This is a genomic window from Streptomyces inhibens, assembly GCF_003389455.1.
GTDB lineage: Bacteria > Actinomycetota > Actinomycetes > Streptomycetales > Streptomycetaceae > Streptomyces > Streptomyces inhibens.
On record NZ_QUAC01000430.1, the window covers coordinates 1 to 14,309 of the forward strand.

The window sequence follows — 14,309 nt, forward strand, 5'->3', positions numbered from 1 at the left end:
GGCCGGGCGCGGCGGGTCATTTCCGCCGGGCCCGGCCCGCCGCGTACGGCAGTCGGGGTGGGCCCGCATCGGATGGAGTACGCCAACCGGCGCCCGGCCGAGGTCGTTCTTAGCGTGGCCTCATGTCGAGCGTGAGTTGGGCCTCCGTCAGAGTCGTGACCGCAGCGGCCGTTTGTGCCGCGAGCCTGCTGGTCGCGCCCGGCCTTGCGGTCGCCGATGGCCCGCACGGCATCGACGACCTGCGGTCCGGTGCGCACCCGGCCGATCCGGCCGACGCCGGGAGCCGGCTGGACCGGCGCGGAGTGCAGTTCCTGCCGCAGCCGGACGTGCCCGAGCCGCCGGATGTCTCCGCGCTGTCGTGGATGGTGACGGACCTGGAGAGCGGCAAGATTCTCGCGGCCAAGGACGTCCATCGGCCGCTGCCACCCGCCAGCACCCTCAAGGCGCTCTTCGCCCTGGCGGTGCTGCCCAAGTTCTCCCAGGGGACGGTGCACACCGTCTCCACCGAGGACCTGGCCGGCATCGAGGCGGGCAGTTCGCTCGCCGGCCTCAAGGAGGACATGCCCTACCGCGTCGCCGACCTGTGGTACGGCGTCTTCCTGCGCTCGGGCAGCGATGCGGTGCACACCCTCGCCGCGATGAACGGTGGCTGGAACAAGACCATCGACGATATGCAGGAGACGGCACGCCGCCTCGGCGCCCGCGACACCAGGGTGGAATCCGCTGACGGCTTCGACACACCGGGGCAGGTCTCGTCCGCCTACGACCTGTCGCTCTTCGGACAGGCCGGGCTGACCAACCCGGACTTCGCCCACTTCGCGTCGACGAAACAGACCGAGCTCCCGGAGGACGGCGGCCCGGACGCCTTCGGCATCCAGAACACCAACCGGCTGCTGGTCGGCTCGCACGGCGTGCGCCCGTACGACGGCCTGATCGGGGTGAAGAACGGCTATACGAGCCACGCCGGCAACACCCTGATCGCGGCCGCCAGACGCGACGGCCGGACGCTGCTGGTCACCCTCATGAACCCGCGGTCCGGCGCCTCGAACGCCGTCTACGAGGAGACCCGCGGCCTGCTGGACTGGGGATTCGAGGCGGCTCCCCGGGCCGCGGCCGTGGCCATGCTCCCCACCATGGCACCCGGCGATCGCTACGGGGCGCCGCAGCAGGTCGCCCATCAGCCGCAGCCGGTCACCTCGCTGCGCAAGCCGGCCGGCGCGGCGCAGGCGGAGGCGGACGCCGACTCCCGTACGCGCCACTGGTGGTTCGTGTCGGCCGCCGGAGCCGTCGGGGTCATCGCCGCCGCCGGGCTCGGCACCGCGCTGTGGTGGCGCCGGCGCAAGCCGCGCGAAGCCGGGAGCGAGGAGACGGACTGAGTCCGGCCGGCCGCGCCGCCGATCACCGCACATCCGTGCGATCGGTCAGGGATACGGAGGACGTGGGATGGCCTTGCCCGGTGAAGGGCGACGCGTCAGCCCCGGTTGTGCTCCCCGCCGGGCGTTGCGCGGTGTAGCGTCCAGGTCAGCTGTCGTGGTTCCGAAGTGCCGGACGCCCGTGTCGCATTCACGGGCGTTCTTGCTGTGCAGTGCGTCTCCGGACCAGGGCGATCACCTCCGGGTTCCGCAGGACGCGGAAGCCGACTCGAGCCCATTGAACGAAGGAGACGGATATGGCTTCCGGCACAGTGAAGTGGTTCAACTCGGAGAAGGGCTTCGGCTTCATCGCGCAGGACGGCGGCGGCGCCGATGTCTTCGCGCACTACTCCAACATCGACGCCACGGGCTTCCGCGAGCTGCAGGAGGGCCAGAAGGTGACCTTCGAGGTCACCCAGGGGCAGAAGGGCCCCCAGGCGGAGCAGATCCGGCTGGCATGACGCCCGGCCGGCCCCGCCCGCAGCCGCGCCCGCTCCCTGCCCGGGGGCGGGCGCCGCTGCGTGGGGCGCGGCCTTTGGACCTCTCTCACGGGCGTCGGTCGTTGAGGATCTTCTGGAACAGCCGGTGGTCGCGCCAGGCGCCGTTGATGTGGAGATAGTTCTCGGCGACGCCGAACGGGACAAAGCCGCACTTGGTCAGCACACGCTGTGAGGCGAGGTTGTCGACGAGGGTGCCGGCCTGCAGCCGGTGCAGGCCCAGCTCCGTATCGGCGGCGGCGCAGAGCGCGGTCACCGCCGCGGAGGCGAGACCTCGGCGCACCTGGCCCACGTCGATCCAGTAGCCGACGTGCCCGCTGCGGAGCGGGCCCAGCACGATGTCGGAGAGGGTGATCGCACCCACGATGTCCGGCTCATCGGCCTCCGCCGCGCCCCGGTCCGGCTGCCGGACCAGGACCCACGGCAGCGCCCGCCCGGCGCGCTGCTCGGCAAGCCGGCTGCGCAGCCGTTGCGCCTGCCCGGCCGGGGTGAAGAAGGCCTCGTCCCGCTCCGGCTCCCAGCGGCGGAGATGGCCACGGCTGCGCGTATAGGCGCGGGCGAGGCCGGTGGCGTCCTCCGGCACCGCGGGGCGCATCAGAACATCGGGGGTGAGCCGGGCGGGCGACGCGGTGATCATCCGTACAGCGTAATGGCGGTGGCTGCTGCACGAACGGGCCGATCTCGTCGATCTGCTAGGTGTTCCGAATCGCGTTCACCAGTCCGGCAACAAGGTTCGCCCGCTCGGCCATGGCTTCGATCACCAGATACTCGTGGTCGGCGTGGGCACCGCCCCCGACTGCTCCAAGGCCGTCGAGTGTGGGCACCCCCAGTGCGGCCGTGAAGTTGCCGTCGCTTCCGCCGCCGACCGCCTTGCCTTCGAGGTCGGGAAGCAGCCGCTTGGCCACCGCAAAGAGCTCGGCCGACGCCGACTCGGGCATCGGGGGCCGGCTGATGGCTCCCTGCACCGCGATCTCCGCCCCATCGAGATGCGGAGCCAGTGCCGCGAACGCAGATTCGATGCGCTCTTTCTCGTCGGCCGACTCGACCCGGACGTCGACGATGACGGTCGCCTCTGCGGGAACGACGTTGTCCAGGGTCCCTGCGGACGCGACGGTCGGGGTAACGGTCGTGCCGATGTCGGGCCGGCCGAGCGCTGCGATGTCCAGTACCTGGTGTGATGCTTCGATCAGGGCGTTGACCCCGGCTGCGGGCTCAAGGCCTGCGTGCGACGCCCGGCCCGCGATGGAGACTTGGAACGTGCCGCAGCCTTTACGGCCGGTCTTCAGGCCTCCGCCCTCGGCGGCGCCCTCGAACACAAGCACAGCGCCGCAAGCAAGGGCTCGTTCTTCGATGAGAGCCCGAGAGGAGCGGGAGCCGACTTCTTCGTCGGCGGTCACCAGGATCTCGACGCCTGACCGGTCATCGAGCGTCGCCAGGCCGTGAAGGGCCTGCACCAAACCGCCAAGCATGTCGAAGACCCCGGGGCCGGTTGCATGCCCGTCCTCGACCATGAACGGGCGGCGTTCAAGGGTGCCGAGCGGAAACACCGTGTCATGGTGACCGAGGATCAGTACTTTGGGATCGCCACCAGCCGACCAGTGGACGTGCGGCCCGGCTTCGCTCTCGACGAGGATGGCCTGCCCGCCAAGGCGGCTCTCGATGACCGCGGCGACAGCCTTGGCCGATGCCGTCAAGGCGTCGAGATCGCGCGAGGGAGACTCGATTTCGACGAGTGTCCTGAGGTCGTCAATCATCGCGTCGGCACTCACGTCGACGGACTTGTGCATCGTCACGTGGCAAGGGTACGTGGTACGCCGGAACGGAGTTTGCCTGCCCAGGCGCCGTTAGAGCCACCCGCGCCGTGCCGCCTGGACGCCTGCCTGGAAGCGGGTGGTGGCGCCCAGGCGGGTCAGCAGTGCGGAGACCCGGCGGACCACGGTGCGGCGGCCCAGGCCCAGGCGGCGGGCGATGGCCTCGTCGGTGGCGCCGCTGGCCATCAGGGTGAGGATCTGGCGGTCGCGGGCGTCGATCTGGGTGCCGATGCCGGCCGCCGACACCGGAACGGCCAGCCTCCACAGCGCCTCGAAGACGTTGGACAGCGCCCGGAACAGGCCGGAGGGGCGGATCAGCAGGGCGATGACCTCGGAGCGGTCGTCCCCGGCGAGCGTCAGCACGGCCAGATCGTCGTCGCCGAGGGCCAGTTTCAGCGGTGCCTCGTCCAGGGTCCGGGCCTGTTCGCCGGCCTCGATCATGCGCGCCATGTTGGGGCCCGCAATCGGATCGTCGTAGGCGGAACCGTGGTAGATCACGCGGTAGGCGATGCCGGAGGCCATCCGTTCGAGCTGGAGTTGCTCCTGGCTCGGGTAGTAGTCCGGCGCGCCGGTGTACGGCGGCACATCGACGACCCGGATCTCGCGCCGGGCGGAGTACTGCAGCCGTCGGACGGCTGCCAGCACGCCCGAGGCACCCTCGACGACCTCCAGTGCGCCGTACTGGCCGCTCTCCCGCCGGGCCACTTGGTAGAGCCGTTCCAGCTCCGCCCCCGTCTGCCGGAGGCCGGCCCGCCGCACCGCGTCACGCTGCAGCAGCGACTCCATCACGTACAGCGGCGATAACGCCTCCCAGGCGCCGGGTTCTTGATCGACCGTCATCACCATGTCCTCGGCCGCCAGTTCCTTGAGCAGCTCCCGGACCGCGCGCTCGCTCAGACCGGTCCGGGCCGCGAGCGCACCGGCCGGTGCGCCCGGGTGGCTCACCAGGAACCGGTAGACCCGTCCGCGCTCGGACTCCGGGTCCAGAACGTCGTACACGACAACCCCCTTCGCCGCGTTGGTGTCGAAAGCGGTTTCGACGCCCGGAGCGTACCCCCTGGTAGGCGTATGTGCGCCAGTGGCCCAGTTGCGCCGGGGCACCCTATGGCGCTGCCGGGAGAGCTTTCAGGAGACTGTCGCCGACCGGTCGCACGGACCGCTCGTCCCCTGGCGACCACCGATCCGAGGACCCTTCGATGAGACCAGTCCTGTCGTGTGCCAGGGCGGCTGTCGCCACCTTGGCCGCCGCCCTCCTCATACTGGGCATGCCCGCCGCGCACGCCGCGCCGCCGGACGCGCCGCCGAAGCTGACCGACGGCTTCGGCCTGACCCAGGTCGGCACCGCGAACGGAACCGCCACCAACTTCGTCATCACCGTGAAGACCGCCCAGGTGGCCGGTGAGCACCGCATCCGGATCCTGCTGCCCGCCGACTACGCGGAGCGGCCGGACAAGCGCTACCCCGTCTTCTACCTGCTGCACGGCGCGGCCGACAGCCCGGCCGACCCGGCCCTGGCGTTCTCCGCCCTCACCGCGAGCAGCAAGATGATCACGGTGATTCCGGACGGCGGCCTGCGCGGCTGGTACGCCAACTGGCTCGACCAGCACACCGCCGCCGGCGCCCAGAACTGGGAGACCTTCCACATCGAGCAGGTCATCCCGTTCATCGATGCCAACCTGCGCACCGTCGCCGCCAAGAAGGGCCGGGCCGTCGGCGGCATCTCGATGGGCGGCTTCGGCTCCCTGCACTACGCCCAGGCCCACCCCGAGCTGTTCAGCCAGGTCGCGGCCTTCTCCGGCGCGGTCGACCTGTCCATGGACGAGGCCGTCATCCGGGCCGCGGTGGTCGCCACGCTGACCAACATCGGCGCGCCCTTCTGCGGCTCCGTCGCCGGCCCCGGACAGCACTGCGGCCTCGACTTCGGGCCCGCGGTCTCCAGCGACGCGGTGTTCGGCTCGCCGTATCCGGTCTTCAACGCCGACCGGCGCTGGAATCAGGTGGATCCGTCCACCCACATGGACCGGCTGCGCGGCATGGGCATCGCGCTCTACACCGGCGACGGCGCGGGCCGGGCCACCGAGATGGAATTCTGGGCCCGGTCGGCGTCGCAGCACGTCAAGGACCGCCTGGACGCCCTGGGGATGCCGTACCACTACGTGGACTACGGCAACGGCGCCGGCTGGGGCGACCACTGCGACGGCGGACACAACGGGGGGTGCTGGGACCAGGACCTGACCGACTATGTGCCGCGCCTGGAAGCGGCATTCACCTCCGCCTGACCCCGATGAGGGATGCGCCCGGCCCCGACGACGGGCCTGCGCCCCGATGAGAAACGAAAGACGAGAGAGGACTTCACCACGTGACATCAACGCCACGTCTCAGACGCACCGGTAGCTGGCTGCGGGCCTTAGCGGCCGCGCTCGCCGCGTGCTGCATAGCCCTGGGGATCACGGCTTCCCCCGCGGTGGCCGAGCCGCGCGCGAACAGCAGCAGCGCCCCGGCGCTCGACAAGCTGACCTTCACTTCGCTGAGCAACGGCCGCAACCTCGATGTGCAGAACGGCAACACCGGTGACGGCGTCTACATCGTCACCAACTCCACGCCGGGATACCACCAGTCCTGGCACCTGAACGTCGATAAATCCAACTCCTCCTTCACCATCGTCAACAACGACACCGGCAAGTGCATCGACCTCGCCTGGCTCACCCCCGCCCTGCGCCAGCAGACCTGCCGGGGCGTGGCCAGCCAGAAGTGGTACCTGCAGCCGGTCGGGTCCACCAAGGACACGTTCATGATCCGCCACCAGGGCGACAACACCTGCCTGGACCTGCTGATGGGCGCCAACTACAACGACGCCTGGACCGACCAGTACACCTGCAACAACAGCAAGCCACAGCAGTGGACCGTCGGCGCCGCCAGCGCGCCGGACGCGTGGAACCTCGCCGTGGACCACGCCGCCAAGCAGTGCCAGAAGGACACCGCCACCTGCTCCTGGGCGACCCGGGCCGAGTCCCCGGCGGCCCCGCTGCCCAAGGTCTGCGCGTCCTCGGTGTGGTTCAACAACACCGCTGACACGGTGCAGCAGGGCTTCGCGGTGAACGACACCAGCGGCTGGCAGAACTCCATCGGGGCCGATATGGGAACGCAGTTCTCGGCCGGTGTCGGAGTCCCAGGAGGAGGGAGCGAATTGCAGGCGATGGTCAGCTCCACGCTGCACTACTCCCACGTCTGGGAAGGCTCCCGGTCGGTCAACAACCAGGTGACGGTCAACGTCCCCGCCAAGCAGTACGGCTGGGTGACCCTCTCCGAACTGGCCAAAAAGGTCACCGGCACCTGGACGTTCGACACCACCGGCTTCCCCTGGACCGCCGACGACACCATCACCGTCCCGCTCAAGGACGACCCCAGCGGCGGCGCCACCCTCTACATCACCAACACCAGCCCGAACTTCACCTCCTGCACCTGAGCCCCGCAGCGCTCACACCGACCCGGCCGCCCTTACCGCCCGCCCCGGCGGTAAGGGCGGCCGCACGCCGTCACGATGTTCAAGCCGCCGCCGGGCGAGCCGCTGGTTCAGGGCTGCGGTGGCTGATCCGGGCCCTTGCCGCCACCGAATTCGTCCCTGAGCCTGTCCTGGCCGGTGTCGACCTGCCCCTTGTACTTGCCCTGGGTCTTGTCGTCGACCATGTCGCCGGCCTTGTCGACGCCCTTTTCCGTCTGGCTTTCGTGGCCCTTCAGCATGCTCTTGATCTTGTCCATCATGGACATGATTCGTCCTCCTCACCACAGTCCCCCCACGACTCCAGCATCACCCCCTGCCAGGCGATCTGCATCCGCGCGCAGAGGGCGGCGTCCGGCGCCCCCGGCCGTTGTGGCGCCCGGCTCAGGAGCTCGGTATCGGGGCCTTCAGGTGGTCGCTGATGAACTTGATCGAACCGGCCTCCATGCCCTTCTGGTAGTCCCAGGCGTTGTGCCGGCCACCGGGGATCAGCTGCAGGGTGGTGTGGATCGGGCCCTTGCCGTAGGTCCGGCGGAACTTCTCTATGGAGCCGGTGACCGCGGGGGATTCCCTGCTGCCGGCCTGAAAGGCGAGGTAGACGTCCGGGCCGCCCTTCCGCAGCAGGCGCTGCGCGAGCTTCTCCGGGTTGTTGGCGTCCTTCTCCGCCTGGTGGCCCGCCCACAGCGGAGAATCCGGCACGATGTCCGGGCCGCTGGCTATCGCCGCCTTGAATTTCTCCGGGTATTTCAGTACGGACTTCAGCCCGGCGAACCCGCCCGAGGACGACCCCATGAAGGCCCAGCCGTCCCGCGACTTGAAGGTACGGAAGTTGGCCTTCGTCAGATTGACGACATCATCCGTCAGCCAGGTCCCCATCTTCTGCTGACCGGGGATGTCGCTGGCGTCGTGGTAACGGGTGTCCGGGTTGAGCATCGGCATCACCACGATGAACGGCAGGCTCTTGCGCTCGGCGGTCCACCGGGTGATGTTCTCCTGCAGCTTGATGTCACCGCCGACCCAGTAATTGGTGACACCGCCCACCTCCTTCGGGCTGCCCAGACCGCCCGGCAGGGCTATCAGCACCGGAAACCCGCTCTTGGCGTACTTCGGGTCCTGGTACTCCTTCGGGGCCCAGACCCAGACGCTCCCGGTGACACCGGATTTTGGGCCCTTGAGCGTCGCCCGCCCTATACGGGTGCCGTCGTCCAGCGTCCGGGTGACCCGGAAGTCGCTCTTGGGGCCGGTCGGCATGAGGGTGTCGTCGTCCACGGGCCTGACCTGTGTGGCGCCGTCGTTCTTGGCGCCGGCATTGAAGTCGACCGGGTCTCCGTTCTCCGAGCAGCCGGTGAGCAGCGCCGAGGAAGCGACGAGGGCGGCCGCGAGCGCGACGGCGTAGGGGTGTTTCAACGGTGACTCCGGGACTGGGTGATCAAGTACAAGCGCCCATAAAGAGGGAAACCGGGCGGTGGAGGTTCCCTGGGGCCCGTCCGGCCATGATCCGACGGACGGGCCCCGGCCGCGCGCCGGGCCGCGGCGGCCGGCTCACCCGTTCGGCCCCCTGGGTCCGCGGCGTTCTCCACGGGCGCCCTTTGGCCCGCTCGACGGGCAGGGCGGCGCGGTCCGGCCGAGAATGCAGCGGTGAGCGATGAACACCGCAGTGCCGACGACACCGCGCCACGCGCCGTGCCGAGTGACAAGGAGCGACGGCTCGCCAGGAAGGCGCTGGCCGGCCGGGCGCGGGACGCGGACGATCTGTCGTTGCTGATGGACATGCTGGGCCTGGATCCAAGTCGCGATCCGGGCCCGGAAGCGGCGTACGGCCGGGCCGCGGACCGCGAGAAGGAGACCAAGCGCGGCCAGCGGCCCGGGCGCGCCGCAGGGCGTGAGCGGCGCCACGAGACGCGCAGGGACACCTGCCGCGACGCCCGGTCGCGCTTCGGCGGGCCCAGGGCGTAAGAGCCGCCCCGGGCCCGTGCGTCCCCTAGCGATCGCCCGCCCGGCTCAGCCGCAGGGTGACGATCTGGAACGGGCGGAGCCGCATCCGGACCGTGTTCCCGTGCCGTTCGAGCGCCGGCCCGTCATCCGTCGGGCGCTCCAGCAGGTCGGTGGTGACGGCGTCGGCCAGCTCGAAGCCGGTGGTGAGGGTGGTGCGGGCCCGCCCGCCGTGTGCCTCGTGGAGGCGGACGATCACGTCCCCGCCGGCGTCGTCGGCGAGCTTGACCGCGGTGACCACCGTCGCGTCGTTGTCGACCGTGACCAGGGGCGCCACCGCTCCGGCGCCGGTGATCCGCCGCTCGGGGAGATTGATGCGATGGCCTTCGCGTACCGCGTCTCCGATGGCGGCGCCGGGGACCAGCGCATAGCGGAAGCGGTGCAGGCCCTGGTCGGTCTCCGGGTCGGGGAAGCGCGGGGCGCGCAGCAGGGAGAGCCGGACGGTCGTGGTGGTGCCCTGGTCGCCGTCGTCGCGGACGGTACGCGTGACGTCATGACCGTAGGTCGCGTCATTGACCAGCGCGACGCCCCAGCCCGGCTCCTCGATATGGACGAACCGGTGCGCACAGGCCTCGAACTTGGCCGCCTCCCAGCTGGTGTTGGTGTGCGTGGGCCGGTACAGATGCCCGAACTGGGTCTCCGCGGCATACCGTTCGGCATGGATGTCCAGCGGGAAGGCGGCCTTGAGGAACTTCTCGGTCTCGTGCCAGTCGACCTCGGTGTCGATGTCCAGGCGCCGCTGCCCGCGCGCCAGCGTCAGCGACTGCACCACCCGGGAGTCGCCGAAGGTACGGGTGACCCGCACCGTCGCGGCATCCGGGGACGCCTCCCCGAGCACGACCTCGTCCACGTCCGTCAGATCGGTGACGACATTGCGGTAGAAGGCGTCCACGTCCCAGGCGTCCCACATGTTCGGGAAGTCCGGGTGGATCTGCAGCAGATTCGCCGCCCCGCCGGGCGCCACGGTCTCGCGTTCGGCCGTCCGGTCGTACGCGGAGACCACCAGGCCGCGGTCGTCGATCTCGATCCGCACCAGACCGTTGGCGAGCGTGAACCCGCCGGCCGGGCGGGCAACGGCGGACACCTCCGGCCCCTCGGCCACCGGCGGCGCCACGGCCCCGGCCGCGACCCCGCCACGGGTGTGCGGCGCGGAGTTCACCACCAGCTCCGCGCCGCCGCCGCCGGCCAGCGCGGCCAGTGCGGCCGCGATGATGCCCTCCAGCTCGGCGGCGACCGCGGCGTAGGTCTTCTCCGCCTCACGGTGCACCCAGGCGATGGAGGAACCGGGCAGGATGTCATGGAACTGGTGCAGCAGCACCGTCTTCCAGACGCGGTCCAACTCCGCGTACGGATAAGGGTGCCGGGCCGCCACCGCGGCCGTCGCCGACCAGAGTTCGGCCTCCCGCAGCAGCTGCTCGCTGCGCCGGTTGCCGCGCTTGGTCCTCGCCTGGCTGGTGAGGGTCGCGCGATGCAGTTCCAGATACAGCTCACCCACCCACACCGGCGCATGGGGATACTCCGCCTCCGCCTTCGCGAAGAAGTCCGCGGGCCGCTCCCACTGCACGGTCGCCGAACCGTCCAGGTCACGCAGTCTGCGCGCCTTGGCGATCATCTCCCGGGTGGTGCCGCCGCCACCGTCGCCCCACCCGGTCGGCGCCAGCGAGTGCCGGGCCACGCCCTTGTCCTTGAAGTTCCGTGCCGCATGGGCGATTTCGCGGCCCGCCATCTGGCAGTTGTAGGTGTCCACCGGCGGGAAGTGGGTGAAGATCCGGGTGCCGTCGATGCCCTCCCAGCGGAAGGTGTGGTGCGGGAAGGCGTTGATCTGGCTCCAGGAGATCTTCTGGGTCAGCAGCCATTTCGAGCCCGCGGACTTGATGATCTGCGGCAGCCCCGCGGCGAAACCGAAGGTGTCCGGCAGCCAGGCCTCATCGTTCTCGACGCCGAACTCCTCCAGGAAGAACCGCTTGCCGTGCACGAACTGCCGGGCCATCGCCTCCGATCCGGGCATATTGGTGTCCGACTCCACCCACATCCCGCCCGCCGGTACGAACCGTCCCTCCGCGACCGCCTTCTTGACCTTGGCGTAGACCTCGGGCCGGTGCTCCTTGATCCAGGCGTACTGCTGCGCCTGCGACATGGCGTAGACGAACTCCGGCTCGTCCTCCAGCAGCGCCGTCATGTTCGACGTCGTACGGGCCACCTTCCGCACCGTCTCGCGCAGCGGCCACAGCCACGCCGAATCGATATGCGCATGCCCCACCGCGCTGATGCGGTGCGCGGAGGCGCCCGCAGGCGCCGCAAGTACCTCACGGAGCTCCGAACGAGCCGCCGTCGCGGTCGAGTTGACATCCTGCAGATCCACCGCGTCCAGCGCCCGGCCGACCGCCCGCAGCAGCTCCCAGCGCCGCGGGCTGTCCACCGCCAGCTCCATCATCAGCTCGCCCAGCACCTCAAGATCCTGGATCAGCTCCCACACCTCGGTGTCGAACACCGCCAGATCCATCCGCGCCAGCCGGTACTGCGGCTCGCTGCCCGCCGTCTCCCGGTCGCCCAACGGTGTGGGCCGGAACGGATGGACGTCGAGGATGACGGGGTTGGACGCGGCCTCCAGATGCCACTCGACCTGCTCGCCGCCCCGTACCGGCGCCCCCACCCGCACCCACTGATTGCGCGGATTGATCGCCTTGACCGGAGTGCCGTCGGGCAGATGGACCAGCGCCTCGCACTGGAAGCCCGGCATCCGCTCGTCGAAGCCCAGGTCGAGCACCGCCTCCACGGTGCGGCCCGCCCACGCCAGCGGCACCTCACCGTGGACCTTGAACCAGGTCGTGCCCCAGGGCGCGCCCCAGGCGTGGCCCACCGCCACCGGTGTGTGGGGGGCGGCCAGGCCCTCCGCCACGGCCACCGGCTCACCCGGCGCGACCCACGCCGCGACGTCCAGGGGAACCGATTCCGGATACAGGGCGGGCCGGATGCGCTCGTCCAGGACACGCTTGAGACGGGCTTCGATCAGTGCGCGATCGTCATGCATAACGAGGGGCTCCGTAGCGTTGAGGGTGCGTGGCGGCGGCGGATGTGCGGTGACGGCCCCGAATTACCAGGGGAGTTGGGTCTTCGCCGGATCCGAGACGGTGAACAGTTCGTGCACGGCCCGTACTTCGAGCCGGGCGGCCGGCTCGTTCTGTACGCGCCGCAGGCCCGGCACGTAGAAGGCCGTGCCACAGGTCCCGCCGAGGAACTGCCGTTTGCCGTCCGGAAGCCGGCGGTGCAGCTCGTAGTGGCGCACCGGACCGGTGGCGCGCTGCCAGCTCAGCCGCAGCGATACCGCCCCGTCCGCGGTGGCGGTGTCCAGGACCTTCAGCCCCTTGGGTGCGGCGGGGGACCCGGCGGTGTCGTGGACCGCGAGCGCCCCCAGCCGCCAGGCCACCGCGGCGCCGTCGTGGCCGGTCAGCCGCACACCCAGCGCACGGAGGGTGCCGGCGCCGGACGCACCGAGCCGCACGGAGACGGTGCGCCAGCCGTCGCCCGGCTCGACGGTGCCGGCCGGCAGATAGGCGTACGGGGCGGGCTCGCCCGGCGCCGGCGCATCCTGCCGTGCGACCGCCACCTCGACGGTCACCGGCCCCGACGACGGGTCGGCGCGATGGGTGAGATCGAGGACCGTGGTGGCGCCGGCGGGCAGCCGGGCGGGGAACAGCTCCAGCGTGGCGGGCGCGTCGAGCGCGCCGCGCACCAGCAGACTGCTGCCGCCGCGCCAGGCATCGGCGAAGTCCAGTGCGACGTCCGGGCGTTGGCCTGCGGTCCGCACCACCCAGCGCCTCGGCGGCAACCGGTCCTGTAGCCCCAGATGGTTCCAGGGGGCGTCGGAGGTGGCCGAGCCGTCCTCGTACCAGCGCAGGCCATGACCGGTGTTGAAGGTGGTGGCGAACGGCAGCGCGGTGAGCGTGGAACGGTCGGCGACCGCGGTGGCCGGCGCCCGCCAGCCGCCGTCCGTGCCGCCGGGCCTGGTCGGATCGAGGCCCTCGCCGGACCAGAACCGGTCGTCCGCGGCATGGAACCGGTCCGGGGTACGCCCCGCGGGAAGGTGGTTGAGGGTCCACTCGGGCCGGTAGAAGCCGTACGAGACGATGTGGTCGCCGTCACCGGGGATGATCGCGTCCCAGTCGGTGTCGGAGTCCCAGCCTGCCGACTCGACATCGACACCGGCCCACAACTCGTACCGGCTGCGGCCCAGTTGGCCGGCCAGTCGGCCCGAGTCCGCCAGCCGCCGGGCGCTCCAGCGGAAGTCCACGAACAGCGAGTCGGCCACCGGTCCGGCCGTGTCCTGGAAGAACGGCTGATTGAGCTCGTTGAGCGCGCCCTGCCAGCCGACCTGGCCGGTCCGGTTCATCGCGTCGTACCAGGTGATCCGCAGCCCGTGCCCGGCGCCCGCGGCGCGCAGCGCCCGCAGGAACGCCTGCATGTCGGCGGCCAGCGCGGCGTCACCGCCATCGGTCTCCGCGTTGATGAACCAGCCGTCGAAGCCGTACGCCGTGGCGACCTGCACCAGCTTCGCGGCGAGCGGGAAGCGCCCCGCCGCGTCCTTCTGCACCAGGTCGCGGGTCCAGCGCAACTGCCCGCCGTAGGCGACCGGCGGGAGGAAGACGGTGCCCAGTACGGGGACGCCGTTCCGGTGCGCGGCATCGACGACCGGGGCGTTCGGCGCCAGGATCAGGCCCTCGCCCGAGGAGCCGCCCCAGAAGACCAGCTCGTCGAGGTATGCCCAGTGGGTCGGCGCGTAGTAGTCCGCGGTGGCCGAGCCCTGCGACGGGTTGCCCGCGGTGTGGTCGAAGGCCGCGAGCGCGCTGATCCGGGCCTGGCCGGCGCGGGCCGTGGTGTTCGCCGGGACCGGGGTGAACCGCTCGGCGAGCGGCACCGTCGCCGTGTTGAACGCCAGATCCCGGTCGTTCCCGGGCGTCCAGGCCTTCAGGCTCCGCCAGGTGATGCCGTCCCCGGGTGTGCCCGACGGCAGCGAGTCGGGGAACCAGTACGAGGCGTACGGCTGCAGGGAGCCGGCGGCGCCGGCGCGGCGACGGCCCGCGGCCACCGCCGGGCCGCC

General features: G+C 70.8%; 12 protein-coding genes. 5 read left to right on the forward strand and 7 right to left on the reverse strand.

The genetic code is table 11. The features are described from left to right. Positions 1–122: 122 nt before the first annotated feature. Together DY245_RS37390 and DY245_RS37395 are read left to right on the forward strand one after the other, a co-directional pair. Entirely contained in the window at positions 123–1,376 is a 1,254-nt protein-coding gene (locus DY245_RS37390) for a D-alanyl-D-alanine carboxypeptidase family protein (RefSeq protein ID WP_128511548.1), read from the forward strand. 293 nt (positions 1,377–1,669) lie between these two features. Continuing rightward, a complete protein-coding gene (locus DY245_RS37395) occupies positions 1,670–1,873 on the forward strand; it encodes a cold-shock protein (RefSeq protein WP_128511549.1) in 204 nt (67 codons plus the stop codon). An 85-nt stretch (positions 1,874–1,958) separates the two neighbouring features. On the opposite strand, the gene DY245_RS37400 is transcribed toward DY245_RS37395, so the two are convergent. From DY245_RS37400 to DY245_RS37410, 3 genes are read right to left on the reverse strand one after another with little or no spacing between them, the layout of a single operon-like run. Next, positions 1,959–2,546: a GNAT family N-acetyltransferase gene (locus DY245_RS37400; protein ID WP_128511550.1), complete on the reverse strand. Its 588-nt coding sequence runs from the start codon at positions 2,544–2,546 to the stop codon at positions 1,959–1,961. 55 nt (positions 2,547–2,601) lie between these two features. Beyond that, entirely contained in the window at positions 2,602–3,696 is a 1,095-nt protein-coding gene (locus DY245_RS37405) for a M20 family metallopeptidase (RefSeq protein WP_128511559.1), read from the reverse strand. A 57-nt stretch (positions 3,697–3,753) separates the two neighbouring features. Then, complete coding sequence (locus DY245_RS37410) at positions 3,754–4,719, reverse strand: helix-turn-helix transcriptional regulator (RefSeq protein ID WP_128511551.1); 966 nt, start codon at positions 4,717–4,719, stop codon at positions 3,754–3,756. 197 nt (positions 4,720–4,916) lie between these two features. Between DY245_RS37410 and DY245_RS37415 the strand changes: the two genes are divergently transcribed. Together DY245_RS37415 and DY245_RS37420 are read left to right on the forward strand one after the other, a co-directional pair. Then, positions 4,917–5,999, forward strand: a complete 1,083-nt coding sequence (locus DY245_RS37415; RefSeq protein ID WP_128511552.1) for an alpha/beta hydrolase — start codon at positions 4,917–4,919, stop codon at positions 5,997–5,999. An 80-nt stretch (positions 6,000–6,079) separates the two neighbouring features. Then, positions 6,080–7,186, forward strand: coding sequence for an RICIN domain-containing protein (locus DY245_RS37420; protein WP_128511553.1), 1,107 nt, complete (start codon positions 6,080–6,082; stop codon positions 7,184–7,186). A 107-nt stretch (positions 7,187–7,293) separates the two neighbouring features. On the opposite strand, the gene DY245_RS37425 is transcribed toward DY245_RS37420, so the two are convergent. Both DY245_RS37425 and DY245_RS37430 read right to left on the reverse strand, forming a co-directional pair. Beyond that, positions 7,294–7,488 (reverse strand): antitoxin, encoded by a 195-nt coding sequence (locus DY245_RS37425; protein ID WP_128511554.1) that lies wholly within the window; start codon positions 7,486–7,488, stop codon positions 7,294–7,296. 115 nt (positions 7,489–7,603) lie between these two features. Further along, complete coding sequence (locus tag DY245_RS37430) at positions 7,604–8,626, reverse strand: alpha/beta hydrolase (RefSeq protein ID WP_128511555.1); 1,023 nt, start codon at positions 8,624–8,626, stop codon at positions 7,604–7,606. 231 nt (positions 8,627–8,857) lie between these two features. Here DY245_RS37430 and DY245_RS37435 point away from each other — a divergent pair, with 231 nt between their 5' ends. After that, on the forward strand, positions 8,858–9,175 hold the full coding sequence (locus tag DY245_RS37435) for a hypothetical protein (RefSeq protein WP_128511556.1): 318 nt from the start codon (positions 8,858–8,860) through the stop codon (positions 9,173–9,175). Positions 9,176–9,200: 25 nt separating this feature from the next. On the opposite strand, the gene DY245_RS37440 is transcribed toward DY245_RS37435, so the two are convergent. Next, a complete protein-coding gene (locus DY245_RS37440; protein ID WP_128511557.1) occupies positions 9,201–12,242 on the reverse strand; it encodes an alpha-mannosidase in 3,042 nt (1,013 codons plus the stop codon). 63 nt (positions 12,243–12,305) lie between these two features. Continuing rightward, the coding region (locus tag DY245_RS37445; protein WP_128511558.1) for an endo-beta-N-acetylglucosaminidase at positions 12,306–14,309 on the reverse strand (2,004 nt) is incomplete at its 5' end.